The organism is Salinicola endophyticus (genome assembly GCF_040536835.1).
In the GTDB taxonomy this organism is placed as follows: Bacteria; Pseudomonadota; Gammaproteobacteria; order Pseudomonadales; family Halomonadaceae; genus Salinicola; species Salinicola endophyticus_A.
In genome coordinates this window covers 4,070,480-4,096,559 of record NZ_CP159578.1, presented here as the reverse complement: position 1 = coordinate 4,096,559, position 26,080 = coordinate 4,070,480, and the positions used below count along the sequence as shown (strand labels likewise).

22 protein-coding genes are annotated in these 26,080 nt (G+C 62.2%); 15 read left to right on the top strand and 7 right to left on the bottom strand.

The annotated features are described in order from the left end of the window. Window positions 1-695: 695 nt before the first annotated feature. Window positions 696-1,058, bottom strand: a complete 363-nt coding sequence (locus ABV408_RS18465) for a hypothetical protein (protein WP_353980336.1) — start codon at window positions 1,056-1,058, stop codon at window positions 696-698. A gap of 297 nt (window positions 1,059-1,355) precedes the next feature. Here ABV408_RS18465 and ABV408_RS18460 point away from each other — a divergent pair, with 297 nt between their 5' ends. Then, window positions 1,356-2,039, top strand: coding sequence for a S1-like domain-containing RNA-binding protein (locus ABV408_RS18460; protein ID WP_353980335.1), 684 nt, complete (start codon window positions 1,356-1,358; stop codon window positions 2,037-2,039). A gap of 163 nt (window positions 2,040-2,202) precedes the next feature. Here the strand turns inward: ABV408_RS18460 and otnI are convergent, their stop codons facing one another. The 3 genes from otnI to ABV408_RS18445 form a co-directional block, all read right to left on the bottom strand. Next, a complete protein-coding gene (otnI, locus tag ABV408_RS18455) occupies window positions 2,203-2,976 on the bottom strand; it encodes a 2-oxo-tetronate isomerase (RefSeq protein ID WP_353980334.1) in 774 nt (257 codons plus the stop codon). 20 nt (window positions 2,977-2,996) lie between these two features. Continuing rightward, window positions 2,997-3,950 (bottom strand): L-threonate dehydrogenase, encoded by a 954-nt coding sequence (gene ltnD / locus ABV408_RS18450; RefSeq protein WP_353980333.1) that lies wholly within the window; start codon window positions 3,948-3,950, stop codon window positions 2,997-2,999. A 66-nt stretch (window positions 3,951-4,016) separates the two neighbouring features. Continuing rightward, window positions 4,017-4,769: a FadR/GntR family transcriptional regulator gene (locus tag ABV408_RS18445; protein WP_353980332.1), complete on the bottom strand. Its 753-nt coding sequence runs from the start codon at window positions 4,767-4,769 to the stop codon at window positions 4,017-4,019. 215 nt (window positions 4,770-4,984) lie between these two features. Between ABV408_RS18445 and denD the strand changes: the two genes are divergently transcribed. Next, a complete protein-coding gene (gene denD / locus ABV408_RS18440) occupies window positions 4,985-5,968 on the top strand; it encodes a D-erythronate dehydrogenase (RefSeq protein ID WP_353980331.1) in 984 nt (327 codons plus the stop codon). Next, window positions 5,965-7,350 carry a gluconate:H+ symporter gene (locus ABV408_RS18435; RefSeq protein WP_353980330.1) on the top strand — a complete coding sequence of 462 codons (1,386 nt, stop codon included), beginning with the start codon at window positions 5,965-5,967 and terminating at the stop codon, window positions 7,348-7,350. The genes denD and ABV408_RS18435 overlap by 4 nt, the downstream gene beginning before the upstream one ends. Before the next feature lie 73 nt (window positions 7,351-7,423). Here the strand turns inward: ABV408_RS18435 and ABV408_RS18430 are convergent, their stop codons facing one another. Further along, window positions 7,424-7,963 (bottom strand): cytochrome b, encoded by a 540-nt coding sequence (locus ABV408_RS18430; protein WP_353980329.1) that lies wholly within the window; start codon window positions 7,961-7,963, stop codon window positions 7,424-7,426. Window positions 7,964-8,143: 180 nt separating this feature from the next. Between ABV408_RS18430 and ABV408_RS18425 the strand changes: the two genes are divergently transcribed. The 4 genes from ABV408_RS18425 (at window position 8,144) to fhuE (ending at window position 13,807) form a co-directional block, all read left to right on the top strand. Further along, window positions 8,144-8,851, top strand: coding sequence for a VIT family protein (locus ABV408_RS18425; protein ID WP_353980328.1), 708 nt, complete (start codon window positions 8,144-8,146; stop codon window positions 8,849-8,851). A gap of 163 nt (window positions 8,852-9,014) precedes the next feature. Continuing rightward, on the top strand, window positions 9,015-9,878 hold the full coding sequence (locus tag ABV408_RS18420; RefSeq protein ID WP_353980327.1) for an SDR family oxidoreductase: 864 nt from the start codon (window positions 9,015-9,017) through the stop codon (window positions 9,876-9,878). A gap of 211 nt (window positions 9,879-10,089) precedes the next feature. Next, window positions 10,090-11,382 carry an AGE family epimerase/isomerase gene (locus ABV408_RS18415; protein WP_353980326.1) on the top strand — a complete coding sequence of 431 codons (1,293 nt, stop codon included), beginning with the start codon at window positions 10,090-10,092 and terminating at the stop codon, window positions 11,380-11,382. A gap of 262 nt (window positions 11,383-11,644) precedes the next feature. Then, window positions 11,645-13,807 (top strand): ferric-rhodotorulic acid/ferric-coprogen receptor FhuE, encoded by a 2,163-nt coding sequence (gene fhuE / locus ABV408_RS18410; protein ID WP_353980325.1) that lies wholly within the window; start codon window positions 11,645-11,647, stop codon window positions 13,805-13,807. Window positions 13,808-13,821: 14 nt separating this feature from the next. Here fhuE and ABV408_RS18405 read toward each other — a convergent pair whose 3' ends face one another. Both ABV408_RS18405 and ABV408_RS18400 read right to left on the bottom strand, forming a co-directional pair. After that, the gene (locus ABV408_RS18405; protein WP_051895593.1) at window positions 13,822-14,109 is read right to left on the bottom strand and encodes a DUF4235 domain-containing protein; all 288 of its coding nucleotides are present in this window, start codon (window positions 14,107-14,109) and stop codon (window positions 13,822-13,824) included. Between the two features lie 245 nt (window positions 14,110-14,354). Beyond that, window positions 14,355-15,284, bottom strand: a complete 930-nt coding sequence (locus ABV408_RS18400; protein WP_353980324.1) for a hypothetical protein — start codon at window positions 15,282-15,284, stop codon at window positions 14,355-14,357. A 221-nt stretch (window positions 15,285-15,505) separates the two neighbouring features. Here ABV408_RS18400 and ABV408_RS18395 point away from each other — a divergent pair, with 221 nt between their 5' ends. The 8 genes from ABV408_RS18395 to ABV408_RS18360 all read left to right on the top strand — a co-directional run bounded on the left by ABV408_RS18395 (window position 15,506) and on the right by ABV408_RS18360 (window position 26,043). Then, window positions 15,506-18,130: a type VI secretion system tip protein TssI/VgrG gene (locus ABV408_RS18395; RefSeq protein WP_353980323.1), complete on the top strand. Its 2,625-nt coding sequence runs from the start codon at window positions 15,506-15,508 to the stop codon at window positions 18,128-18,130. A gap of 9 nt (window positions 18,131-18,139) precedes the next feature. Continuing rightward, window positions 18,140-18,958, top strand: a complete 819-nt coding sequence (locus ABV408_RS18390; RefSeq protein WP_353980322.1) for a DUF4123 domain-containing protein — start codon at window positions 18,140-18,142, stop codon at window positions 18,956-18,958. A gap of 1 nt (window position 18,959) precedes the next feature. After that, a complete protein-coding gene (locus tag ABV408_RS18385; protein ID WP_353980321.1) occupies window positions 18,960-21,698 on the top strand; it encodes a T6SS effector BTH_I2691 family protein in 2,739 nt (912 codons plus the stop codon). Window positions 21,699-21,701: 3 nt separating this feature from the next. Then, complete coding sequence (locus tag ABV408_RS18380) at window positions 21,702-22,649, top strand: DUF6708 domain-containing protein (RefSeq protein ID WP_353980320.1); 948 nt, start codon at window positions 21,702-21,704, stop codon at window positions 22,647-22,649. Between the two features lie 157 nt (window positions 22,650-22,806). Beyond that, complete coding sequence (locus ABV408_RS18375; RefSeq protein ID WP_353980319.1) at window positions 22,807-23,751, top strand: DUF6708 domain-containing protein; 945 nt, start codon at window positions 22,807-22,809, stop codon at window positions 23,749-23,751. Between the two features lie 157 nt (window positions 23,752-23,908). Continuing rightward, on the top strand, window positions 23,909-24,853 hold the full coding sequence (locus ABV408_RS18370) for a DUF6708 domain-containing protein (protein WP_353980318.1): 945 nt from the start codon (window positions 23,909-23,911) through the stop codon (window positions 24,851-24,853). Between the two features lie 403 nt (window positions 24,854-25,256). Then, entirely contained in the window at window positions 25,257-25,577 is a 321-nt protein-coding gene (locus tag ABV408_RS18365) for a hypothetical protein (RefSeq protein WP_035472745.1), read from the top strand. Next, window positions 25,528-26,043 carry a hypothetical protein gene (locus tag ABV408_RS18360; RefSeq protein ID WP_353980317.1) on the top strand — a complete coding sequence of 172 codons (516 nt, stop codon included), beginning with the start codon at window positions 25,528-25,530 and terminating at the stop codon, window positions 26,041-26,043. The genes ABV408_RS18365 and ABV408_RS18360 overlap by 50 nt, the downstream gene beginning before the upstream one ends. Window positions 26,044-26,080: the final 37 nt, after the last annotated feature.

Here is a 26,080-nt window from a genome sequence, read left to right as displayed (position 1 = left end):
GCGAGGGGGCGTTCAGCGCAGCATGGCTGCTGGCGCATGCCAAGCCTGTTGCACTAACCGGCCGAGGGATGAAGCCGAGAGACAGCGGCTCGAGTGGCGTAGAGGCATGGCGGGAGAATGGCGCACAAAAAAGCCCAGCCGAAGCCAGGCAATATTCAGACCATGAGGGGCCATCATAGCGATCTGGCGTTGGCAGTTAAAATACAAATACCTAATGAGTCGACGCATTTTCCAAGAGTCGTCTTATCGTGGCATGGTGCCGGTTTTTTGTAGATAAGGTGTTTTTCATGTTGTGCGTTTTGAGAGAAATAACTCGATATCATAAGTGCCAGGGTCGATTTGGCTGAAAATCAGTCCAGGACTTGGGTAAGCGCCTTTGAACTTGCCAGCTAACACGGGATTGATCTCCGACAAGTCGTGCGGCGGTGGGCACCGCGATTCAGGGTTGTGATGCGGTGGGCTGCGCTGAGGCCGCCGGGCTGATGACGCATCGGCGATGGTCTTGTGTCGGAGCGGGCCGGGAAAATGGGCATCGGCTTGTCGTAGCGCCAGCTGGCGGATGGCGATCAGCCCTGCGTTCGGTTGCTTGAAGGGGCAAGCTGTCATCGGCTCAGCCATTCGTCACGCTATGAACACGAAACCGCCGGCACTGGGCCGGCGGTTCGTGATGCGATAAGCCTTTTCGGCGTATCGATTTACAGGTTGGAGAAGCTCACGCTGCCATTGCCCTGGCCGGTCTGGTTGGCGTTGGTCAGACCTTGGGCGGCTGCGACACTGTGGCCCTGAGCGACCAGGGCGCTACCGCCGGCCGAGATCTGAGTCGAGAGCTGGGTCTCTTCGGCAACGTTGTGCAGGGCCTGATCGGCTGCGGCGCTGTGGCCACCGCTGACGGTGTCGACGCTGTAGGCGGTCGGCAGCGCCTGGTACTGAGCGGTCTGCTGGGTGTTGAGATGCTCGCTCTGCTGCTCGAAGATCTGCTCGTTGATGAAGCTGTTGGCCTGGGCGGCGGTCGGCAGTGCAACGGCAAGTGCGACAGCGGCGAGAATACGTGCTTTCATGGTGTTACCTCCAATCATATCTTTATGTGACCCGCTATTGGCGGTCACTCTTTCGGGTCGTCGCGGTGCGACGTCGAAAGCGGCTCCTAGCCGTTTTCGGGGGGCGGCTCCTTGCCCCCGACCGTTGACGACAGTATGGAGACGGTTACGTTAGTCTGCTAATCAAGTCTGGCGAATTCGATTATCGATGCGATTGATACAAAAGTTGTATCTCGCCGTGCCCTGGCCTTGCGCGGGCGCGCCGGCACGCTAGGATGGGCCGCGATTGCTCGCCCACGCACCTTCAGGAATCTGCCCATGTCTTCACCCCCCCCCGCTGCTGGCCCGAGCGCCGAGCCCCACGCCAATGTGGGCGAGGTCGCCTATCTCCGCGTGTCGCGGGTGACGGATATCGGTGCCTTCCTGAACTGGGGCCGGCCCAAGGAGCTCTTGCTGCCGTTCGGCGAGCAGCGCTTCCGACCCGACGAGGGCAAGCGCGTGCTGGTGATGATCTACGTCGACGATCGCATGCGGCCGGTGGCGAGCATGAAGCTCGACCGCTTTCTGCAGGACGAGTCCGAAGGGCTGGCCGCCGGCGACGCTGTGTGGCTGACCATCGCCGATCTCACCGATCTGGGCGCCAAGGCGGTGGTCAATCACCGCTTCTGGGGCCTGCTCTATCACGATGACATCAGCCGCCCGCTGCGCCGGGGCGATAGTGTCCAGGGCTACGTGAAGCGGGTGCGCGAGGATGGCCGGCTCGATCTCTCGCTGCTGCCGCCGGGAGCGGCGCGGCTCGACGTGGTGGGCGAGAAGATCCTCGCCGAACTGGCTCGCCATGACGGTTTTCTGGCGCTCGGTGACAAGAGCCCGGCGGAGACGATCAAGGCCCGCCTCGGCGTCAGCAAGAACGCCTTCAAGCAGGCCATCGGCCGGCTCTACAAGCAGCGCCGGATCGTGATCGAAGACGACGGCATCCGCCTGCGCGCGGACGCCGAGTGAGTCAGGTGGCGCGGTATCTCAGCGCCACGCTGCCAGGCCATGTCTGAAAAGGACTGCGCTTGCCCATGCGGTGTTAAAAATCGGCTCAAGATGCTCATTTACGCCCCGTAAACTCCACTCTTTCGCCGATTTTTGCCTTGCCTGGTCTTCGCTCGTCGACTTTTCAGACATGGCCTAGCCAGCCCAGACCCGCTTCGGTCTCCCCCCTCGGCCGATACTCGCAGCCCAGCCAGCCGGCGTAGCCCGCGGCATCGAGCTGGGCGAACAGCCAGGGGTAGTTGACCTCGCCGGTGTCCGGCTCGTGGCGTTCCGGCACCCCGGCGATCTGAATATGGCCGACCCCGTCACGGTAGCGCTGGTAGGTCTTCCAGATGTCTCCGTCCATGATCTGGGTATGGTAGAAGTCCATCTGCACCTTGACGTTGGGTTCGCCGAGCTCGGCGAGCAGCGCATGCCCGTCGGCCTGATGATTGAGGAAGTAGCCCGGCATGTCGCGGGTGTTGATCGGTTCGATCAGCAGCGTGCGCCCGTGCTCGGCCAGCTTGCGCGCGGCGACGCGCAGGTTCTCCAGATAGGTCTCGCGCATCGCCTGGGGCGAGACGCCCTCCACGACCAGCCCAGCCATGGCGTGCAGCCGGATGCAGCCGAGCGCCTCGGCGTAGCGCAGCGCGGTGTCGATACTGGCGCGGAACTCCGCCTCGCGCCCCGGCAGCGCTGCCAGGCCCCGCTCACCCGCCTCCCAGTCTCCCGGCGGCAGATTGAACAGCACCTGGGCCAGCCCGTGGCGCTTCAGTTCGGCGGCGATGTCCGCCGGTTCGCAGGCATAGGGGAACAGGAACTCGACCCCGGCGAAGCCGCACTCGGCGGCGCGGGCGAAGCGCTCGAGAAACGGCACCTCGTTGAACATCATGCTCAGGTTGGCGGCAAAGCGTGGCATGGCGTGGCTCTCTCGTCGGTTCAACTAGGGTCGTTGGCGGCGCTGCCGGGCAGGCTGATGCCCGGATAGACCTTGACCACCGCCGAGTCGTCTTCGCGCCCCAGGCCCTGGGCGGAGGCGAGGGTGAACTGGTTGAGCGCCTGGGCGGTCAGCGGCAGCGGGAACTTGTCGCGATGGGCGGTATCGTGAACGATCCCCAAGTCCTTGACGAAGATATCCACCGCCGAGTGCGGGGTGTAGTCGCCAGCCAGGATATGCGGCACCCGGTTCTCGAACATCCACGAGTTGCCGGCGCTCTGGGTGATCACCTCGTAGAGGGTCTGCGGGTCGCAGCCGCCGCGAATGCCGTAGGCCATCGCCTCGGCGGCGGCGGCGATGTGCACACCCGCCAGTAGTTGATTGACCAGCTTCACCTGGGAGCCCTGGCCGAGCTCGTCGCCGAGCCGGAAGACCTTGGCCGCCAGCGCATCGAGCACCGCGCCGGCGCGCGCATAGAGCGCCTCGGGGCCGGAGGTCATCATCGTCAGCTGGCCCTGGGCGGCTTTCACCGAGCCGCCGGAGATCGGCGCATCGAGCAGCTGGATATCGTGGGCGGCGAGTTCTGTGCCGAGTTCGCGCACCGCTTCCGGGGCGCAGGTGGCACACGAGATCACCACGCTGCCCGGCGCCAGCCCTCCTTGCGCCTGTACCAGCCCGGCGTCGCCGAACAGCGCGTCACGCGTCTGCGCGGCATTGACCACCACGGTGAGCACGATCTCGACCTCGGCGGCCATCTCGGCCGGCGTGGCGACGGCGTGGCCGCCGGCGGCGGCGAACTGCTCGCGGGCCTCCGGGCGCAGGTCGCAGCCCCAGGTCTCGAAGCCCGCCTTGACCAGCGAGGTGGCCATGCCCATGCCCATCGAACCGAGCCCGATCAGGCCGACCTTGGGGCTGACGCCGGTGCTGGCATCGCCGGCGGTGTGGTGCTGTGTCATGCCTTCTCTCCTTGATTGTCTTTGCCTGGCCTGTCTTTGGCTTGTCTGTCTTTGCCTTGCCTTTGTTTATTCCGGCGCGCTCGGGCGCTGTGCCTGGATGCGCGCGATCAGATCCTCGGGCGCTTGGCGCAGACGCACCTCGGCGTGTTCCAGATGGCGTGCGGCGGCCTGCGCCGCGGCCTCGGCATCGCCGGCGGCAATCGCATCGACGATCGCCTGGTGCTCGGCGACCACCTGCTGCATGAAGGTCTCGCGCAGGGATTCGTTGGTCCGCGTGACCTGGATCGCGTGGTGCAGGAAGCGGTTGTAGAAGTCGAGCACCGCGGTGAAGTGGGCGTTGTGCGCCGCCTCGGCAATGGCGCGGTGGAAGGCCAGGTCCTGCTCCACGCCGGAGTGGCCGGCCTCCACCGCTTCGTCGATATCCACCATGGCGTTGCGGATGCGCCGCAGCTGCGAGGGCGTACGCCGGCTGGCGGCGAGCCGTGCGGCTTCCACCTCCAGTGGCCGGCGTAGCTCGAGCACTTCGATCACCGAGGCGAGATCCGAGTCGGGCAGGGCCAGGCGCAGGGACACGGTCGGCGCGTCGGCGACGAAGCTGCCGCTGCCGCGACGCGAGGTGACCAGGCCGGCGTTGCGCAGCATCGAGATCGCCTCGCGCACCACCGAACGGCTGATGCCGAAGCGCTGGCCCAGCGCGGCCTCGGTGGGCAGGCGTTCGCCGCGGGCCCACTCGCCGCTCTGGATCGCTTCGCTCAGCCGTGTGGCCACCTGCTCCGAGAGCTGTGGGCCGCGCGAGGGTGCCGAGATGTCTCCACTCAAGGGGGGCTCCTTATACAAGGGGTGCTCCTTATACGTTGGTCGTAGCTTTGGGTCGGGGAACGCCGTCGTGGCGCCTGTCGTAGACCCTATCCGACCAATGGCGATGTTGCTGCCAAGCATAATTTGTCAGACAAGATGCTAAATCTCAAACGCCCGCGCCATTCGCCTTTGGTCAGGCAGCGCCTAAGGCAGGGCGCTCAACCAGGAGAACCAGCATGCATGTCATCGTCACAGGAGGCGCCGGCTTTCTCGGCGCCAGACTGATCAGCCGGCTGCTGTCGGGAGAGATCACCATCGACGGAGAGGCGGTCACCCGGGTGACCTCGATCGATCTGGCGGCGTGCCCGCTGGCCGATGCGCGGATCGAGTCGCTGAGCGGAGATGTCGCCGACCCGGCGCTGGTGGCCTCGGCGTTCGCCGCGGACACCGGCGCCGTGTGCCATCTGGCCGCGGTGGTGAGCGCCCAGGCCGAGGCCGATTTCGAACTCGGCATGCGGGTCAACCTGGAGGCGACGCGCACGCTGCTCGACGCCTGCCGTGAGCGTCCGCAGCCGCTGCGCTTCCTGTTCGCCAGCTCGCTGGCGGTGTTCGGGCCGGGGCTCGAACAGCCGGTAGCCGAGGCGATCGGCCCACAGCCGCGCTCCTCCTATGGCGCGCAGAAGGCGATCGGCGAGCTGCTGGTCAACGACTACAGCCGGCGCGGCTTCGTCGACGGCCGGGTCTGCCGTCTGCCCACCATCGTGGTACGCCCGGGCAAGCCCAATCAGGCGGCGTCGTCGTTCGCCAGCGCAATCATCCGCGAGCCGCTGGCCGGGGTCGAGACCACCTGCCCGGTGTCCGGTGAGCTGCCGCTGTGGCTCTCCTCGCCGCGCACCGTGGTCGAGAACCTGGCCCAGACGCTGGCGCTGCCGGCGGAGCGGCTCGGCGCCTGGCGCACCCTCAACCTGCCCGGCATCACGGTCACGGTGAACGAGATGCTGGCGGCGCTGGAGCGCAGCGCCGGTGCGGCCGCGCGTGAGCGGGTGCGCTTCGTACCCGATGCGCGCATCGACGCCATCGTCGCCAGTTGGCCCGGTGGGCTGGAAGTCACGCACTCGCTGGCCCTGGGCCTGCGCGCGGATGCCGACTTCGACGCCATCATCCGCGCCTACCGCGAAGACGAACTCAACGATAAATCCAATCAAGGAGTCCACCCATGACAGACGCTGCTGTCGCAGGTCCTCAGGTCATCATTGGCCTGGGTATCGCCATCTTCGTGATGATCGCGCTGGTCATCAAAACCCGGGTGCACACGCTGCTGGCGCTGGTGATCGCCGCTTCGATCGCCGGGCTGATCGGTGGCATGTCGCCCAATGCGGTGATCGATGCGATCACCACCGGCTTTGGCAAGACGCTCTCCACCATCGGCCTGGTGATCGGTTTCGGGGTGATGATGGGGCGGATTCTGGAAGTCTCCGGGGCGGGGCAGCGCATGGCCTACGCGATCCTCAGGCTGCTCGGCAAGGAGCGTGAGGATTGGGCCATGGCGATCACCGGCTATATCGTCTCGATCCCGATCTTCTGCGACTCCGCCTACGTGATTCTCAACCCGCTGGTGCGGGCGCTGGCGCGCAATAGCGGGCGTTCGGTCCTCACGCTGGGGATCGCGCTCGCCTCGGGGCTGGCGGTGACCCACAGCGCGGTGCCGCCGACCCCGGGCCCGCTGGGCGTCGCCGGCATCTTTGGTGTGGATATCGGGCTGATGATCGCCTGGGGCATCGTGTTCACGGCCCCGGCGTTGATCGTGATGGTGCTCTATGCGCGCATCATGGGCCCGCGGATCGAAGCGATGATCGAGCGCGACGTGCCCGGTTCGCTCAAGCGTGACGATACCGACCCGGTCGCCACGCCGCTGGCGGAATCCGAGCTGCCGACCCTGAGTAAGGCGGTACTGCCGATCGTGCTGCCGATCGGGCTGATCTTCCTGAACACCCTGGTGACCGCGCTGACCGGCGGTGGCGATGCACCGGGTGTCTTCGTCCAGGTGGTGCAGTTCGTCGGCCATCCGGTCATCGCGGTGGGTATCGGCGTGCTGGCGGCGGTCTATGGCCTGGTGCCGAAGATGCCCAAGGATCAGGTGCTGGCGCATCTGGAAAAGGGCGTCGAGAGTGCCGGTATCATCCTGCTGGTGACCGGTGCCGGGGGCGCGCTGGGGGCGGTGCTGCGGGCCAGCGGCGCGGGTGACTACATCGGTCAGAGCATTGCCGGGCTGGCACTGCCGGCGGTGCTGATTCCGTTTCTGATCGCCACCCTGGTGCGCTTCGTGCAGGGCAGCGGCACGGTCTCGATGATCACCGGGGCGTCGATTTCGGCGCCGATCCTCTCTGCCATGCCCGACGTCAATATGGTGCTGGCGGCGCAGGCGGCGTGTCTGGGCGGGCTCTTCTTCAGCTACTTCAACGATAGCTACTTCTGGGTGGTCAACCGTCTGCTAGGGGTCAAGACCGCCAAGCACCAGTTACTGGTGCTGTCGGTACCCACCACCCTGGGTTGGGCCACCGGCCTGGTGGCGCTGTTGATCGCCAACGCCTTCATGGGGTAGTGCCCCTCGTGGTATCTGTACGTCCGGCGCCCGGGGCTCTCACCAGCCCCGGGTGCTGTCTTCTCGCCTTGGATCAGAGCATGCGCTTGAGCAGATTGTCCCTACGCACGAACTGATGCCAGCACACCGCGGCCAGGTGCAGCCCGATGACGTAGTAGAAGATCGTGCCCAGGGTCGTGTGCACTTCCTCCACGCTCTGCCCCAGCGCTGGGCTGAGAGGGAAGGGCGACGCCAGCGCCAGCGACGTGCCCGGCACGGGGATGGCGCCGTCGCTCAGCCACACGGTGAAGATGCCCAGCAGCGGCTGCGCGAACAGAAAGGCGTAGAGCGCCCAGTGGGTGACCCGCGAGAGCCGTTCGAGGTGCGGGTGCAGCGCCGGCGCGACCGGCGGCGGCGTGCGCCGCAGACGCTCCAGCAGGCGCGGTGTCGCCAGCAGCAGCACGCCGATACCGGCCCAGAAGTGGCTCTGCAGCAGCACGTCGGGAATACCGCTGCTGCGCGGAAAGAGATCCGTCGAGAGAATCAGCGCATAGGCCAGCACGACGAAGGAGGCCACGCTCCAGTGAAAGTGGCGGGCCTTGGCGGAGTAGCGCTGGGGGAGTGTCGAGTTCACGGCGGGCGATCCTTGTCATGAGCGAGTCGGCGTCGAGGTGAGCCCCCGGGGCGAGCGGCAGGTCGTGACACCGGAACAGGCTCGGGAGCCCAGACTAGCGGCAGCAGGCTTAGGTTTGGCTTAAGGTAAAAACGTCAGACTCATCGCGATGGGAGAGACATGGCCATACAGGAACCTGCGATGAACATTCCCAAGGAGCGCCACTATTCCGACCGTGTGGGCTGGCTGCGTGCAGCGGTGCTGGGGGCCAACGACGGTATTGTCTCCACCGCCAGTCTGGTGATCGGCATGGCGGCCGCCGGCAGCGGCCTGGGCGGCGTCTTGACCGCCGGTGTGGCCGGGGCGGTGGCCGGGGCGATGTCGATGGCGGCCGGTGAGTACGTCTCGGTGAGTTCGCAGAAGGATACCGAGCGTGCCGATCTGGCCCGGGAGCGGCGCGAGCTCAAGGCCAACTACGAACTCGAGGTGCGCGAGCTGGCGGAGATCTACGAAACTCGCGGGCTGTCACCGCCGCTGGCGCATGAAGTCGCCGAGACGCTGATGCAGCACGATGCGCTGGCCGCCCACGCCCGCGACGAGCTGGGCTTCAGCAGCGTCAACTCGGCGCGGCCACTGCAGGCGGCCTGGACCTCGGCGCTCTCCTTCTTCTCCGGTGCGGCGCTGCCGCTGGCCTTCACCCTGCTCGGGGCACTATCCAGTACGCGCTTGGCGATACCGCTGGTGGTGGCGCTGGGCTCGCTGCTGGCGCTGGCGCTGCTGGGGCTGGTCTCGGCGCGGATCGGCGGCTCCCGGGCGCGGGTGGCGGTGGTGCGGGTCACCTTCTGGGGGGTATTGGCGATGCTCGCCACGGCGGCAGTGGGCTGGGCCTTCGGCATCGCCGGGGGCTGAAGGGTCGGCACTTGCCAGGACGGGTGCGCTGAACTAGGTGTGAAGGAACCACTCGGCGCCAATCCGAGTGGATCTTTTTTCGTCATTTTCAGCTTGCTGATTCGATTCATCTCAGCGTGAAACTGCGCTTTTCGTCAGCCGCTCACTTACAGGGAGTTACCTCATGGTCAAGAAGACCCAGATCCACGCCCAGCAGCAGACACTGCCCGGCAAGGAGAGCCTGATGCAGCCGCCGGCGGTCTTCATCCGCGACGGCTATCGCGGCAGCGGCAAGCTCGAGGGCAAGGTGGCGCTGATCACCGGTGCCGACAGCGGGATCGGTCGTTCGGTGGCGATCCACTTCGCCCGTGAAGGCGCCGACGTGGCGGTGATGTACCTGAGCGAAGACGACGACGCCCGCGAGACCCAGCGGCTGGTCGAGGCCGAGGGCCGGCGCTGCCTGCTGATCGCCGGCGACATGCGCGATGCCGCCTTCTGCCGCGCGTCGCTGGCGCAGGTGATCGAGCACTTTGGCGGGCTCAATATCCTGGTCAACAATGCCGGTACCCAGCAGGTGAGCAACGACCTCGCCGAGCTCAGCGACACCCAGTGGGAGGAGACCTTCGCCACCAACATGCATGGCATGTTCTATCTCACCAAGGCGGCGCTGCCGCATCTGGGCGAGGACGACGCGATCATCAACACCGCGTCGGTCAACGCCTATATCGGCCCCGATTTCCTGGTCGACTACAGCGCCACCAAGGGGGCGATCATCAGCTTCACCCGCGCGCTCTCCAATCAGGTGGTCGGGCGTGGGCTGCGCGTCAACGCGGTGGCGCCGGGGCCGGTGTGGACCCCGCTGCAGCCGGCGACGCTGGGCGCGCACGACCCACAGATGCTCGAGGATTTCGGTAGCGAGACGCCGATGGGGCGTGCCGCCCAGCCCTGGGAGCTGGGGCCGTGCTATGTCTTCCTGGCCTCGCTGGATGCCTCCTTCATCAGCGGCCAGACCCTGCACCCCAATGGCGGGGTCGTGGTCAACGGCTGACAGTCGCACTCGGGCGGTGTCCCTGCGGGCCCTCGTCGACGCCGAGCGGTCACTGTCGTTATTCTCGGCGTCGAGCCAGCGCACTGACTTATCCACACCGGGTTATCGGCGCTGAGTTATCGACACTGGGTTATCGACGTAGACGGGTCCGGGCTCGACACTGGGCAGCGATACGTGAACTCGACACTCGGGCAGAGGAGGCCCGTTGCACATGCCAGAGACGCAATTTCCCGGCACTCATACCCTTGGGGCACATCCCGATCTGCCGCCGCGGCGTGGTAGCTGGCTGAATCGTCTCTCGCACTGGGCCTGGCTCGAAGCGGAAGGCCGGCGTCTACTGGCGTTCTACCGCGCCTCGCGCCATCCCCAGTGCGGTTTCGCCGCCCTGGACGACGATGGCCGCCTGCCCGAAGACGCCCATCCGGACACCATGATCACCGCGCGCATGACCCACTGCTTCGCGCTGGCGGCGATGCGTGGCGAGCCCGGGGCGGCGCCGCTGGTGGCCCACGGCGTGGCGGCCCTGCGCGGCCCGCTCAGGGATGCCGAGCACGGCGGCTGGTACGCGGCCCTACCGCGGGAAGGCGAGGAACAGACCAAGCAGGCGTACATCCACGCCTTCGTCGCCCTGGCCGCTGCCAGCGCCTGGCAGGCCGGCGATCCGGCGGCGGGCCCCCTGCTCGACGAGATCGTCGAGGTCATCGAGACGCGCTTCTGGGCCGAGGACGAGGGTCGCCTGCGCGAGGGATTCTCGCGCGACTGGCGCGACAGCGAAGCCTACCGCGGTGGCAACAGCAACATGCACGCCACCGAGGCTTTCCTGCAGCTCGCCGACGTCCTCGACGCGCCCAAATGGCGCCAGCGCGCGCTCTCCATCGTCGACAAGATCATTCATGCCCATGCCCGCCCCAACGCCTACCGCGTGGTCGAGCACTTCGACAGCGACTGGCAGGAGTGGCGCGACTACAACCAGGACACCCCCAAGGATCCGTTCCGCCCCTACGGCGCCACCCCGGGCCACGCCTTCGAGTGGGCGCGGCTGATGCTGCACCTGGAGAGCGGCCTGCTGCGTCAGGGCGAGAGCGCCCCCGGCTGGCTGCTGGAAGACGCTCGCGGGCTGTTTCGGCGGGCCACCGAGCTGGCCTGGCATGTGGATGGCGAGCCGGGGCTGATCTACACCCACGACTGGCACGACCGGCCGGTGGTTCACGAGCGCATGCACTGGACCCTGGCGGAGGCCGCCTCGACCGCGGCGGCGCTGCTCAAGCGCACTGGCGATACCGAGTACGAAACCTGGTACCGGCGCTTCTGGGATTACATCGACAGCTACCTGGTCGATCGTGAGCGTGGCAGCTGGTGGCAGGAGCTCGACCGCCACAACCGCCCCTCTAACGAGGTGTGGTCAGGCAAGCCCGATCTCTACCACGCTTATCAGGCGACGCTGCTGCCGCGCCTGCCGCTGTCGCCGACATTGGCGCGGGCGATCGCCGATGGCGCGCTGTAGCCGGGTGCAGCCGTGGCGGCGCCGATGGTCAGGGTAGAGCAGACTATGGCGACGTCTTGTCGGCCTCGATGCCAAGGGCTTGAGGCGGCATCTCGCGCGGCTGGCTCTCCTGAGCGCTCATTCGAGTTTGATTATCAAGCGCATTGATAAATAATAATCGTTTGCATATGATCCCGTGCGATCGCCGTGCCCGCGCTGCCTCGCGGAGGCCGGCGCCGACACGACAACGAGCGTCGCCGAGACGCCACGCAAGGGATCTATCATGCCAACCCCCGTTCGCCACCGGGCGTCGCCGTCGCGGCGTGCCCTGCGCATGCCGCTCGGCACGCTGCTGGGTGCCACCGCGCTGCTGCCGCTCGCTTCCGCCATGGCCCAGGACGACGAGACGACAGCGCTGCAGACATTGACCGTCTCCGCCGCGAGCCTCTATGACAATGTCGGCTACACCCGCTCCACCACCACCGCGGGCACGCGTTTCGAGACCACGCTGCGCGAGGTGCCGCAGACGGTGAGCATCATCACCCAGCAGCGAATGCAGGATCAGGGGCTATGGGATGTCGAGGATGTCCTGAGCAACGCCACGGGTATCTCGGTGAACCGCATCGACAGCAGCCGCGTCGATTTCTACGCCCGCGGTTTCCGTATCAACAGCTACCAGTACGATGGCATCCCCACGCTCAACACCGATAGCCGCTGGTACTTCGGCGAGGGTGCGCTGAACACCGCCATCTATGAGCGCATCGAGGTGGTACGCGGCGCCAACGGGCTGCTCACCGGCGCCGGCAACCCCGGGGCCTCGATCGACTTCGTGCGCAAGCATGCCGACAGCCGCGAGCCCACCGGCTCGATCAGCGCCAGCTACGGCAGTTGGGACCGCTCACGCAGCGTGGTCGATGTGACCACGCCGCTGACCCGCTCGGGCGACGTACGGGCGCGATTCGTCGGTGGCTACGAGGACGGCGACAGCTATCTAGACCGCTTCGGCGAGCGCAAGCGCTACGGCTACCTGGTCATCGATGCCGATGTCAGCGACGACACCACGCTCTCGCTGGGCTACGACACCCAGCGCGGGCGTACCTCGTCACCGACCTGGGGTGGGCTGCCGCTGTGGTACAGCGACGGCAGCGAGACGGACTACACCCGCGGCTTCAGTGTGGCGCCGGACTGGTCCTACAACGCCTGGGAGTCGAAGAAGAGCTTCGCCCAGCTCGAGCACCGCTTCGGCGGGGGCTGGACGCTGCACGCGGCGGCGACCCATGAAGAGAGCACGCTGGACTCTCGGCTCGCCTACCCCTACGGCTTTCCAGATCGGGAGACGGGGCAGGGGGTCTACTACTACACCGGCTGGAACAGCGGCGAGCGCCGGGTCGACGGCGTGGATGGCTATGTGGAGGGGCCGTTCTCGCTGTTCGGTCGCACGCACCAGCTGGTACTGGGGAGCAGCTATCACGACCAGTCCAATGACTACGAGAACACCTTCACCAACGGTTTCGCGGTCGATGACTTCGACGCCTGGAACGGCACCACGCCGGCGCAGGCGTGGCCCGACTTTGCGCCCTCCGAGCGTGCCAGCAGCCGCCAGAAGGCGCTCTACGGCGTGGCACGCTTCTCCCTGGCCGAGCCGCTGACGCTGATTCTCGGTGCGCGCTACACCGACTGGCACGGGCGCACCTGGTCGAGCACGCTGGGCAACCATGCGCAGGACGAGCGTGAGATCACCCCCTACGGCGGGCTGATCTACACCCTCGACGACACCTGGTCGGCCTATGCCAGCTATACCGAGATCTTCCAACCGCAGAGTTACCGGCTGGCGGGCGGCAACGGCTATCTCGACCCGCTGGTGGGCAAGAACTACGAGACCGGGCTGAAGGCGGCCTGGTTCGACGGCCTGCTCAACGCCTCCTTGGCGGTGTTCCGGCTCGAACAGGACAACGTGGCGGACATCGTGCTAACGCCCGGCTCGCTGGTCACCACGGCGACCCCGGTCAGCGATGTGGTCAGTGAAGGCTTCGAGATGGAGGTCAACGGCGCGGTCACCGACGATCTGGAGCTGACCGCCGGCTTCACCCACTACACCGCGACCTCGGCAGAGGGCACGTTCAATGGCGACCGGCCACGCACCCAGGCCAATCTCTTCGCCAGCTACCGGGTGCCGCAGTGGCGCCAGCTCACCCTGGGTGGCGGCTGGCGCTGGCAGAGCCGCACCTTCGCCCGCCAGGCCGGCCCCAATGGCGAGACCCGCGATTTCGAGCAGCCCAGCTACACCATCGCCGATCTCTTCGGGCGCTACCAGTTCACACCGAGCCTGGCGCTGCAGGTGAATGTGCACAACCTGTTCGACCGCAAGTACTACAGCTATTTCGATACCTACGGTGTCTATGGCGAACCGCTCAATGTGACCTCGACGTTGAGCTATACGTTCTGAACGCTGAGGGTAGATCAGCGCTCCAGACGCGCGAGCACTCGCTGGCCGCGCCGCGTGCGGCGCGCCCGGCGCATGCCGCTGGAAGCCATCTTCCAGCCCAGGATACGTGCCAGACCTACCGCGGCACCGGACGCCGCACCCCACAGCAGCGCCTCGCGCCAGCGCACATCGGGGTCGTCTGGGTTGACCGGCGGCTCGAACGCGCTGCGCCGTGCGGTATGCTTCAGCGCCTCCCGGGCGGCCACGCCCGAGGCGATCGCCATCGTGGTGCCCACCAGGGTCCATAGCGTTTGCGGTTTCATACTGGCCTCCTTGCCGGGGTTGAATCCCCAGCATGGTCGATCCCGGTGGGCCCCGCCAGCAGGGGGCGGCGTCCATCGTCAGAGGGTTTGGAAGTGAGTTCTTAGAGGATGTTTACAAATTCGGCGAGCGAAGGCGAGACAAGGCAAAATCGGTCGAAAAAGCGGAGTTTACATAGGGTAAATGAGCATTTTGAGGCCGATTTTAACGCCGTATTGCCGAGCGCAGGCATTTTGTAAACACCCTCTTAGGCCAGCGGTATCTCACCGGGATTAGCACGGCGGCGTGACCACTGCCACAGCGTCCAGTGGGCCAGCAGCGGCCAGCGCGCCTGGAACAGCTGCAGAAAACGTTGGCGCCAGAGGTTGGTCAGCGGCTTGCTCAGGCCAAAGATCTGCTCCAGCTCGGTGTCGTGGTAGCCGAGCACGAGATGGCGCACGTACTCGGGCCAGAGCTCGATGTGCTGAAGGTGGGAGAGCGGCGTCTCGGTGAGATTGTTGTAGCGCCGCTGGCAGCCGTGGCACTGGTACTCGGTGGCGCGGCGGCTGGTGATCACCTGAACCGAGGCCGAGCCGCAGTAGGGGCAGCGACGGTCACTGGTGTCGCGCAGCCCATCCAGCATCGCTTGGCACTCGGCCAGGGCCCGTGCCGCCTCTTCGGTCAGCTCGGATATCTCGGGGGACTGATGCGCCTGCCACCAGGCGTGCAGCGCGCTGTCGTAATCGGCCATGGCCTTGATAAAGGCCCGGCTCCAGGTCATCGACGCCTTGTTGCTGATCCCCAGGAAGTTGGCGATCAGCTCCTGGGAGAAACCCTGAAAGCGGTAGCTCATCCAGGGTTTCCATTTCTCCTCCGAGCGCAGCAGATGCAGCGGCGTACCGGTCAAGACGGTGAAGCGCTTGCGGCAGGTGCGGCAGGCATAGCTGTCGCGGCGCATGCCGCCACTGCCGGCGGGCGCGGCCAGATAGATCGCACGGCTTTCGCAGGCGGGGCAGGCGTGGGGGGCGCTGCCGGGGAGCGTCGCCAGATAGGCGAGAAAACTCCGCGCCGCCGGGCGTAGTGACTCCGGCAGCAGCGCCAGGGCGGGGCGCGACAGCATGAAGTCGATGGTTTCGGCGTGGCGGCGTGTCGGCGGAATCTCGAAGGTCGAAAACGGCGACGAATCGGTGGTCGACATGGGCAGTACGCGCTCCCGATGAGAATGGCGTTATCGTTATTCTTCCATACTCCTTCTTTTGTCCGAAGAGTGGGTTATTCCGCCGATTTTTCGGCCGATATCTCACGCCAGCCGTAGCATATCTCCTACAAACATTTCGCCAGTGATGCGTTATCCTGATCCTCTGAACATTGTCTCTGACCCTCGTCGACCGGCGCCGCCACCGCGATCAGGAAAACCGCATGCTCAACGATCTCCTCGACACCTTCGATATCGATCTGTCGCAGTCGCAGCGGCTGCTGACCCTCGATATCGCCGGCACCGCCCTCGTGCCCCATCGGCTGGTGGGCGAAGAGCGCGTCAGCGCCCCCTTTACCTACACCCTCGACTGCATCTCCCAGCAGGGCGATATCGAGCTCAAGACGCTGATGGCGCAGCCGGCGCGGCTCTCGATCCTGCAGGCCGACGGCAGCTACCGCCCGTTGCACGGGCTGGTCTCCGAGGCCGCGCTGCTGGGCGAAGATGGCGGTGTCACCTACTACCAGCTCACCCTGGTACCGTGGCTCGCCATGCTCGGCCTGGGCCGCGACAGCCGCATCTTCCAGGATCGTAGCGTCGTCGATGTGCTCACCGCCGTGTTCGACGACTACGAGCTGGCCCAGGGGCGCTACCGCTTCGACCTGCGCCGCGACTACCCGGCCAGAAGCTACTGCGTGCAGTATCGCGAGAGCGATCTGAACTTCGTCAGTCGTCTCTTGGAGGAGGAAGGGTTATGGTACTACTTCGAATATTCGGGGCAGGAACAGGACGCGGATAACGCCTCCTCTGAAGCCTCCGGGTCGGGCTTCGACGGGCATCGGCTGGTGATCACCGACGATGTCGATACCACCCAACCGGTCAGCCCCCAGGCGATCCGCTTCCACCGCCAGGCGGCCACCGAGCGCGAGGACGCCCTGACCCAGTGGGGCGGCGTGCGTACCCAGCAGCCCACCCGGGTCAGCGTGGGCACCTTCGACTACAAGCAGCCCTCGCTGACCAAGCGCACCGGGCTCGACACCCTCAGCGACCAGGGCAACCTGCCGCCAACCGAACTCTACGACTACGCCGGCGAGTACTACTACCACGGCCATGAGCGCGGTGAACGGCTGACCGAGAACCGCCTGGAAGCCCATGAGTCCCGCGCCAAGCGCTTCCGCGGCAGCGGCGGTGCGCGTCAGCTCCAGGCCGGGCGCTGGTTCGAACTCACCCAGCACCCGCTGCACGACAGCGGCGGCGAGCCAGAGCGCCAGTTCCTGCTGCTGGGCGTCACCGTCCACGCCGAGAACGCGCTGCCGGTCTCGGCCCAGCTCCAGGCGCTGCCGGGCAGCCTGCAGCCCCAGCTCGACGCCGCCAAGAAGGCGCACGGGCTGGAAGACGAAGGCGATAGCGACCGTCTCTCCGACTACATGAGTGGCGGCACCGGCCACTTTCTGGTCGACCTCGAAGCCCAGCGCCTCAGCCAACCCTACCGCCATCCGCTGACCCACCGCCGCCCGGTGATCGGCGGGCCGCAGACCGCCACCGTGGTCGGCCCGGCCAATGAAGAGATCCACACCGACCATCTCAACCGCGTGCGCGTCCAGTTCCACTGGGACCGCCAGGGGCAGAACGATGAAAGCAGCAGCGTCTGGCTGCGGGTCTCCCAGCCCAACGCCGGCGCCGGCTGGGGCGGGGTGTTCGTGCCGCGTATCGGCCAGGAAGTGCTGGTCGACTTCCTCGAAGGCGACGCCGACCGCCCGCTGATCACCGGCCGGGTCTACAACGGCGAGCAGACGCCGGACTGGCACAGCCACGGCCTGCTCTCGGGCTTCAAGAGCAAGACCTACCGCGGCAGCAAGTACAACGAGCTGGTGTTCGACGATGCCACCGACCAGGAGCGGGTGCGCCTCAACTCCGAAGCGGAGAAGAGCCAGCTCAACCTCGGCTACCTGATCCACCAGACCGGCAACACCCGTGGCGCCTTCCGCGGCACCGGGTTCGAGCTGCGTACCGATGCCTATGGCGCCATCCGCGCCAATCAGGGGCTCTACCTCACCAGCTGGGGCCAGCTCGGCGCCAGCGGTGACCAGCTCGATTTGACGCCGGCCAAACAGCAGCTCGACAGCGCCTACCAGCTCAGCGACAGCCTCAGCCAGAGTGCCCAGGATCACAACGCCGACGCCCTCGACGCCCGCGAGCAGCTCAAGCAGGCGGGCGAGGACGCCGACGACACCTACGGCAACAGCGAACAGCTCGCGGATGCCAAGCAGGACAACGCCCGTGGCGCCACTGACAGTGGCGGCCGCGGCGAAGCGGCACGCATGAAAGCGCCCTGGCTGCATATGGCCTCGCCCGCCGGCATCACCCTGAGCACGCCGGAATCGACCCACCTGGCCCAGGGCCGCTCGCTGAGCGTCTCCAGCGGCGAGGACGTCAACGTGGCCACCGGCAAGAGCCTGGTCGCCTCGATCTCCGAGAAGCTCTCGCTGTTCGTCTACCGCGCCGGTATGAAGCTGTTCGCCGCCCGCGGCAAGGTCGAGGTGCAGGCGCAGAGCGACGAGATGGCGCTGACCGCCGAGAAGGACGTCAAGATCACCTCCACCGAAGGGCGGGTCGAGATCAACGCCGCCAACGGCATCCTGCTGAACAGTGGTGGCGGCTATATCCGCATCGAAGGCGGCAATATCGATGTTCATGGCCCCGGCAAGATCGATATCAAGGGGGCCCAGCACGTCTTCGGTGGGCCCGCGAGCCTGGACGCGGCCATGCCCGAGTTGCCGGAGGGATCAGACTGCGCGACGAAGCACCAGGGTGCCGCGAACCGTGGTTCATCGCTGGTGGATGGCTGAGGTGCTGTGATGACGGCTTGGTTGCTGCACGATCACTTGAACGGGCCACTGGCGCTCGGTGACGACTGCGAGCCTATCGGTGCCTTGTTGCCACGGCGCAGGCCGGACCTGCATGGGCTGACGCCGCATCTTTATCGTATCGACAAGGCCTCGTTGGAGACGCTCAGAGCGCAGGCGCAAAACGTCTCGCGGCGTGGCATGCCGCCGACAGTCTGCGCGCTGCTGTGGGCCGACGTCGAAGCAGACGTGCTCAGAGACCAGTTGAGCCGGTACTGCCTTGCGGCTACGCCCGCATCGCGCTGGATGTATTGCCGCTACTTCGACCCGCGCGTCATGACGCATCTCCGCTGGATTCTTGCTCAGGATCAGCTGCACTCCCTGTTGGGCAGAATCTCACGTTGGGCGTTTCTGGATGCGTCGTCGCAGTGGGTCGAGATCGACAATGAGCCGCGCGCGCCTCACTGGCTGCGGCTGACACTCGACGACACCCAGACGCGCCGCTTGAACGAGCTGCCCACCCTGCGCGCCTGCCTGCAACAGTGGCGCGCTCACGACCCCCAGGCACCACGCGACGACCGCGACGCCGGTAAACGGGTTGCCGCCTGTCTGGACCATGGGCAAGCGCTAGGGCTGCGTGATCTGCAAGATCGCGTCGCGCTGGCGCTGCATGAGTTGTTGATCCACCCCGACATCATCCGGCACCCCGATATCGCAAACGCCATTGCCTTGGCGAGTGGTGGTGCAGCCTATCGACACGTGACCGGCAATTGGCCTCAGGCCCGCTGGGAAACCATTCAGGAACAACTGACCAACCGGGAAACGACGTAGCATGAGTGCGATTCCAGACATCAACGAAGCGGTTGCGACGGCGGTCGCCAATACGTCCGGTGGAAACACCGATACCTCTGCCGAGACCGGCGGTTGCAGCGACTGCCAGATGTGCCAGAAGTCCCCAGGTCTGGTGATTCTGCCGGTGCGTTATTCGGCGATCGCAGAGAGCCATGCCCATAGCATCAGCGGCCTCGCACCCATCACCAGTGGCGGCAATTTCGGCGAGGGCGTTCTGGATAAAGCCATGCAGCGTGCGACCTATATTCTACGCAGCATGCGCGCTGGCTATTTCTACATGCACTTCCCCAGTGGCGATGCCGATGGCGTGATATGGCGCAAATATCGCGTCACCAGCGATAGCAACTTCATGCCGATACCGCTCGACGGCCATCTGACGCCCAATATGGAAGCAAATAAGGCGTGCCGACGTTCCAGCGACTGGCAGATGGCGCGCTGCGTGACCATCAGCCAGCCAGAAAAGGTCACCCAGGCCTGGTTGGCATTTTCGGATACCGACTGGGACGCAACCGTGCGCGATCGCATCGCCCGTGACCCCGCGACCCGCATGCAGCCGCTCAACCCGTCTCTGTGTATCTCCCCCGCCGCTGGCCAGCCACACACCGCGCCGCTGTCGGCGGTGAGTGACTGGGTGAGCGAATATCGGCACAACGCTTGGCAGAGCTTTCATAGCACCGTGGCCGATGAGGATGATCCGCAAAACACCGCTGAGTTTGAATCCGTCTATCCGTTCCACTGGCGCGCCATCGAAGCCGACGACCTGGTCGAGACAGCCGAGCGTAAATCGCAGGGCCGCGCCATTATCTTCGCGACGCACGACCCGCGGGGTATCACCGTCGAGCTCAATGCCGAACAGATTCAGGCGGTGTCAGCGTCGCTGCAGCGTTTCAGTTGGCGGCTATCATCCTGGGCGGGGATACAAACTATACGCGAGTCGGTGGGGAACCAGGCCGAAAAGCGCCAACGGCAATCCGTGCTGCTGCGTGATCCAGAAATGCTGGAATACAATGAGCTACAGCTGCAGCAAATCAACGCGCGGATCGAAATGGTAGGCCCGAGTGAGCATCAGCTGCGATTCAGAGATGAATTACAAGAAGAAAACGACATTATTGCAGCCAGGATAGCGCACAAGGAGGCCACCTCGGAGCGACTGACCGATGAGAGTATCAAGGAGGTCCGGCAGGCTGCCTGGAAGGAAACCCGGGAAGGGCAGAAGTTCCTGGCGCGGACTGACAAGCAAATCGAAGACGACTATCAAAGTGTCAAGGAAACTCTCAAAGCCGATTCCGAGTCGATAGACATACCGCTCTCTCAAGATCACGCGACCTGGCTGGACTCTCCCGATCTGAAAAGGATCTTCTCCTCGGATTATCGGACGGACGAACTCGATTCCGGGGTGAACTATGTCAACCACTTCGTCGACTGCATCGACGATGCCGCTGATCGGGAGGAGTGTGCCGAAATACTGAGGACATGGGCGAGTGCGGGTAACCCCACCGACCCTGAAAACCCGTTGCTACGGAGCCTCGGGCATAACCAGGATGACCACCTGGCGGAGATCGATAGCGCGCCGCCCCTGACCGTACAAAGCGCTGTAACGATTCTCGACAAATTCAACGCCGCATGGCAGAAAAGCGCCAAAGCGATGCTGAACCCGGAAACGAGCGAAACCGCGGGGCGCAACGCCTTCACCAGGCTGATCTATCATTCCGGGGCGCCGGTTGCCAAGTTACTCTCCCAGGGTGTCGACGGCACTGCGAAGAACCTCTATCTGATGGCATCGATGTTCTCCACCGATCAATGGATTGTGGAGCGCCCCTTGAGGGGCACGCCTACGCAGTTCGTCAATCTTCTGGCCGAGGAAATGCGCCTGGCCATCCCGGCGAACAAGCGGCCCAGCCGACTTCAGATGCAGCGTGCGCTACGAGAGATGCTAAAAAGAACAGGCCAGTACGACCAGATCGGCTCTCAGCACTTCGTCTTCGTGGATCGCGCACGCCTGGCGACAATCAGTGACGGCCAGGGGGCCGGGCGCGCGACAGCGGAGAGAATCTTGCGCTCTCGTGAACCTATCGTTCTGACCCCGCGTAACATTCGCGAAGGCATCATGCCGGGCTTCCAGCAAGCCATTAATGGCGAAGTCAGAATGAATGCGGTCTCCTTGTTCTTCTCGGGCATCTCCTGGTACTACGCGGGCAAGGCGCTGGATAATGCAAATTCATTCAGCCGACGCGAGCTGTCAGTCAAGTTCTGGACCTCGCTGGCCGGTGTCGTCGGTGGCCTGTGCGAGACAGTAGAAGCAGGTGTGAATGGGCTTGTAGCAGCAGGGCGGCAATTTTCAGGTAGAGTGATGAGTTTTTCTAGCAGCTTGGGTGTTTTGGGTAAGTTTTTAGGTGCTGGGGCGGCTTTTGTATTCGCTGCCTATGATTTTGTAAATGCTTATGATTCCTTAAGAAAAGGAAATATATGCCTTTTTGCGTTGTATGGGCTTTCAGCAGCAGGTAATGTTTTTGCGGGCTTTGCGGTGATATTTGCTGGAATGTTTTCTTTGCTCGGTGTTCTCGTGATAGTGATCATGCTTGCTATCAATGTCTTGATATCGATATGGGTGGATTCAAAGGCTCAACAGTGGCTAAGCCACTGTTTTTATGGTGTGGATGAGAGATTTTTGACTATAAAAGAGTCCCAAAAGGATCTCAAAAACGTATTTGAAGGGTAAGTTATGAAAAAGCGAAATCGGCTGTTGACGGCTCTTGGAATGATTCCGAAGTATCAGTTCGAGCTTCCAAGCGCCGGCAATGAAATTCGTCATTCCGTAACTTCGAGCGCCGCCGATGAAGCATGGCCTTCAAGAGTGACGCTAATTTACAATCAAAAACTGTTGGGAGTTGCCGATTCCGAATTCCGGAGACGCGGGCTATATACAAGCTGGTCTTTTATAGGTTGTATGATTTTTATTACTGCGTTTTTATTTTTTGGCAGTATGCCTTTTTTGTTTCCGCTTGCGCCTTATTGGATTATACCCTTTGTCGGATTAGTGGCGCTGCCATCAGCGGCTGCATTTTTATGGCTTGCTAAGCAAGAGTTAAAAGGTTATGCAGTCTATCCTGTGGTTTTTAATAGAAGCACAGGGAAGGTTTATTTTTTTAGCATTGTTAACGGCAAGCCAGTAAGTTATCCGTGGGAGAAATGTGTTTATTGTGTTGTTCCAAAGCGTAGTGGTGGGCCCGAAGGAAGCTATTACGAGCTGCGTGGATATGTGCTTAATGACTATGATGGTGTTTTAGATAGTTTCTCTATCGGTGAGGAGGCTATCAATCCTGCCCGTAGATCGAAGGAGTTCGTGGAGCGTTGGTTTGCCTGTCATTACGAGTATATTCGTATGTTTATGACAAGCGAAGATATTGGTTTTCTAGAGCCGCCAAATAGGGGGGATTATGTATCTCTCAAGCCCAGCTTCAAGCAGTCCATGAACTTGGTGCAACCCAAAGCTGAGCCAAAGTCTCTTGTGGTTAAGTTTCTTTTTGCTTTTATTGATATTGTAATATTCGTGCCTAAGGTGGTTGGTGGTGCGGGACATTATTTTTGTTGCAAGTGTTGCAAGGTGCCGCAGTGGTCTCAAGAGATTATCGATGAGTGTGGTCCGGAGATAGTTCTCTCTAATCGCTAGAGATCTCGTTTTGTAGGGCGAGCTAGCATGAGTAATATAGGATGCCGGTTCGCCTCGCTTGCTTGTTAAAAACCCTGGTGCATGCCCCACATTCAAGTGTGGGCATTTCCCACGTGCTTGGATGCCCGAGTAGTCAGTCGACGCTATGGTGAGGCATATGAAAAGGCGAATTCAGGTTTTGAAAAGCCTGGGGATGATACCTAAGTATCAACTCGAGCTCCCTGCTGACGGCAAGGAGCGTCGCTTTTCCTTGGATGAACCGGCTGCTGACGATGCTCGGCCTACGCGCCTCACGCTATTATATAGTAATGAAGTACTTGCAGTCGCCGATTCTGAGTTTGAGCGAAGAGGTATTTATCTGAGCTGGTGCGGCTTCGGTGGGTTGGTTATCTTGTTGTTTTTCTTTGCCTTGGGAGGTCTTCCCTTTTATGCACATGCGCCATATTGGTTGACGTTTGCTTTTGCTCTTGTGACATTACCTTTGGCTGCTGCATTCTGGTGGCTGGCTTGGGAAGAGATTACAGGCTATGCGATGTCTCCTGTTGTGTTTAATCGTCGCACGGGGAATGTTCACTTTTTTAGTATTCATGATGGCCAACCTGTCACCTATTCTTGGCGTCGCTGTACCTATTGTATCGTGCCAAAACGGGCAGGCGGGCCCGAGGGACGCGACTATGAGGTGCGCGGTTATGTACTGAATGAGTACGATGGTGTGATGGATAGCTTTTCTATTGGCGAAGAAATGATTAATTTAGGTCATGTTGCTGGGAGCATGACGGAGCGTTGGTTGAGCTACCAATTCGAGTATGTTCGTCAGTTTATGACCTTGCAGGATATTAGTGGCTTGGATGCACCCAAAGAAGACGACTATGTTTCCCTCAAGCCTAGTTTCAGGCAGGCAATGGAAGTTGTTGACCCTAAGGTGAAGTCAAAATCGCTAGTCATTAAGCTGTTGGCTGTGTTGATGAGTGTGGTCACCTTTATTCCCAAGGTGGTTGGTGGTGCGGGACATTACTTTTGTTGCAAGTACTGCAAAGTGCCCCAGTGGTCTCAAGAGATTATCGATGAGTGTGGTCCGGAGATAGTTCTCTCTAATCGCTAGAGGTCTCGTTTTGTAGGGCGAGCTAGCATGAGTAATATTGGATGCCGGTTCGCCTCGCTTGCTTGTTAAAAACCCTGGTGCATGCCCCACATTCAAGTGTGGGCATTTCCCACGTGCTTGGATGCCCGAGAAGTCAGTCGACGCTATGGTGAGGCATATGAAAAGGCGAATTCAGGTTTTGAAAAGCCTGGGTATGATACCTAAGTATCAATTCGAGCTCCCTGCTGACGGCAAGGAGCGTCGCTTTTCCTTGGATGAACCGGCTGCTGACGATGCTCGGCCTACGCGCCTCACGCTATTATATAGTAATAAAGTGCTTGCAGTCGCCGACTCTGAGTTTGAGCGGAGGGGGATTTATCTTGGCTGGTGTGGAGGTGGAGGGGTGGTTGTTTTGTGCCTTTTCTTTTTTTTTGCTAGCTTTCCATTTTACACCCCCATGCCTTTGTGGGTGATGCCTGTTTTTGCACTGATGGGATTGCCTTTAGCTTTTGGCTTTTTTTGGCTGGCTTGGAAAGAAGTTAAAGGCTATGCTATATCTCCTGTTACATTTAATCGTCGCACGGGAAATGTTCACTTTTTTAGCATTCATGACGGCCAACCTGTCACCTATTCTTGGCGTCGCTGTACCTATTGTATCGTGCCAAAACGGGCAGGAGGGCCCGAGGGACGCGACTATGAGGTGCGCGGTTATGTATTGAATGAGTACGATGGTGTGCTGGATAGCTTTTCTATTGGCGAAGAAATGATTAATTTAGGTCATGTTGCTGGGAGCATGACGGAGCGTTGGTTGAGCTACCAATTCGAGTATGTTCGTCAGTTTATGACCTTGCAGGATATTAGTAGCTTGGATGAGCCCAAAGAAGACGACTATGTTTCACTCAAGCCTAGTTTCAGGCAGGCAATGGAAGTTGTTGACCCTAAGGTGAAGTCAAAATCGCTAGTCATTAAGCTGTTGTCTGTTTTAATGAGTGTGGTCACCTTTATTCCCAAGGTGGTTGGTGGTGCGGGACATTACTTTTGTTGCAAATACTGCGAAGTGCCCCAGTGGTCTCAAGAAATTATCGATGAGTGTGGTCCGGAGATAGTGCTTTCTAATCGTTGAAGATCGTTTTTTCTAGTGTGGCCCGAAAAATTGGACGCTTTTGAATGGTGGTGTTTGCTATAGGGCTGTGTTCGGGTCGGGAGGTTTGGAAAGACTGTTTAAATAGGCATGGTTTTGCGTTTCAAATATTGCTGAGTTGCTTCCTGAAAAGCATCAAGGCGTTTCTTTTATGTGGTTTTTTGGTTTTTTGTCGGGCTGCGAAGGGATCAGTCTGAGACAGTGGAAGCCGTCGTAAGTGCTCTCGAGTGCGAAACTGGCAGCATCTTCTACAAGTCGGATGATGCAAAGGCTGTTCTCTGCGCGCCTTGTGTCTTAAATAAACTTTTGGTTGCGGGTCAGTGCAGGGCTGATAATATTTGCCGCTCGCCAGGGTGTGTCAGTCTTTTATTTGATGGAGAGCGCTATGAAAACGGTCTTTCTGGGGTTGGGGATTACCTTTCTTTGGTGGTTGGGTTTGATCAATGGCCTCTATATGGAGCCCGGTGAGTCCGTGCCGGATGTCTTGATCTACCTGACCGGGGCCTCTTGGCTAGTGGCTCTGTTGGGTGCGCTGATGCTGTGGAGCGGCAAGCACAAGCCAGGGTTCGTCCTCGTGATCATTGGCTCTATTTGCTTCGTCCCGCTGGGGCTGATTACCGTCTACGGGGCTCGTCGCGCCAGCAGCCGGAGTGACGATGCCTCGCTCGACAAGCGCCGCGCACTGGCTGAAGAAAACTCACGCTGAAACGCATTCGGATATCGAGGGAAGTAACGTGTCGACGATTTCACAAGGGCAGGAATTTTATGCCAAAACACAAGCGCGCCTGATGCTGGGTGTCGGTGGTGTTGCCCTGGCGCTTGGCTTGTTTATGCTGCTGAGCGTTCCCTCCGCACCCGTAGGGATCATCGGGATGGGCGGGCTTATGGTGGGCATGGGGTGCTGGTTTCATTTCTCTCCCGTTGCTCGTATCGGAGCCGACTATCTTGTATTCCAGCCGGCCCCTTTGGCGAGGGCGCGCACGATTCTCGACAGCGAAGTGGAGCGTGTCGAACGTAAGAAGAAGGTGCTCTTGGTGCATTATCGGCGGCACGACGATAAATCAGAAAAGTCTTCTCGCAAGATGGCGTTCGCCATGAACATGCTGACAGCCGAGGATCGGGAGATGTTGCTCGAGATCTTGGCGACACGTTTTGAGATCACTCAAATCTGATAAAGCAGGGCAGCTCCGCGAATCGCCCTACTATTCG

What these genes read in the sequence shown, in the direction of transcription:
- ABV408_RS18465 (WP_353980336.1), bottom strand. Translation starts at nt 1,058, where the DNA reads ATGAAAGCACGTATTCTCGCCGCTGTCGCACTTGCCGTTGCACTGCCG.
- ABV408_RS18460 (WP_353980335.1), top strand. Translation starts at nt 1,356, where the DNA reads ATGTCTTCACCCCCCCCCGCTGCTGGCCCGAGCGCCGAGCCCCACGCC.
- otnI (WP_353980334.1), bottom strand. Translation starts at nt 2,976, where the DNA reads ATGCCACGCTTTGCCGCCAACCTGAGCATGATGTTCAACGAGGTGCCG.
- ltnD (WP_353980333.1), bottom strand. Translation starts at nt 3,950, where the DNA reads ATGACACAGCACCACACCGCCGGCGATGCCAGCACCGGCGTCAGCCCC.
- denD (WP_353980331.1), top strand. Translation starts at nt 4,985, where the DNA reads ATGCATGTCATCGTCACAGGAGGCGCCGGCTTTCTCGGCGCCAGACTG.
- ABV408_RS18435 (WP_353980330.1), top strand. Translation starts at nt 5,965, where the DNA reads ATGACAGACGCTGCTGTCGCAGGTCCTCAGGTCATCATTGGCCTGGGT.
- ABV408_RS18425 (WP_353980328.1), top strand. Translation starts at nt 8,144, where the DNA reads ATGAACATTCCCAAGGAGCGCCACTATTCCGACCGTGTGGGCTGGCTG.
- ABV408_RS18420 (WP_353980327.1), top strand. Translation starts at nt 9,015, where the DNA reads ATGGTCAAGAAGACCCAGATCCACGCCCAGCAGCAGACACTGCCCGGC.
- ABV408_RS18415 (WP_353980326.1), top strand. Translation starts at nt 10,090, where the DNA reads ATGCCAGAGACGCAATTTCCCGGCACTCATACCCTTGGGGCACATCCC.
- fhuE (WP_353980325.1), top strand. Translation starts at nt 11,645, where the DNA reads ATGCCAACCCCCGTTCGCCACCGGGCGTCGCCGTCGCGGCGTGCCCTG.
- ABV408_RS18405 (WP_051895593.1), bottom strand. Translation starts at nt 14,109, where the DNA reads ATGAAACCGCAAACGCTATGGACCCTGGTGGGCACCACGATGGCGATC.
- ABV408_RS18400 (WP_353980324.1), bottom strand. Translation starts at nt 15,284, where the DNA reads ATGTCGACCACCGATTCGTCGCCGTTTTCGACCTTCGAGATTCCGCCG.
- ABV408_RS18395 (WP_353980323.1), top strand. Translation starts at nt 15,506, where the DNA reads ATGCTCAACGATCTCCTCGACACCTTCGATATCGATCTGTCGCAGTCG.
- ABV408_RS18390 (WP_353980322.1), top strand. Translation starts at nt 18,140, where the DNA reads ATGACGGCTTGGTTGCTGCACGATCACTTGAACGGGCCACTGGCGCTC.
- ABV408_RS18385 (WP_353980321.1), top strand. Translation starts at nt 18,960, where the DNA reads ATGAGTGCGATTCCAGACATCAACGAAGCGGTTGCGACGGCGGTCGCC.
- ABV408_RS18380 (WP_353980320.1), top strand. Translation starts at nt 21,702, where the DNA reads ATGAAAAAGCGAAATCGGCTGTTGACGGCTCTTGGAATGATTCCGAAG.
- ABV408_RS18375 (WP_353980319.1), top strand. Translation starts at nt 22,807, where the DNA reads ATGAAAAGGCGAATTCAGGTTTTGAAAAGCCTGGGGATGATACCTAAG.
- ABV408_RS18370 (WP_353980318.1), top strand. Translation starts at nt 23,909, where the DNA reads ATGAAAAGGCGAATTCAGGTTTTGAAAAGCCTGGGTATGATACCTAAG.
- ABV408_RS18365 (WP_035472745.1), top strand. Translation starts at nt 25,257, where the DNA reads ATGAAAACGGTCTTTCTGGGGTTGGGGATTACCTTTCTTTGGTGGTTG.
- ABV408_RS18360 (WP_353980317.1), top strand. Translation starts at nt 25,528, where the DNA reads ATGCCTCGCTCGACAAGCGCCGCGCACTGGCTGAAGAAAACTCACGCT.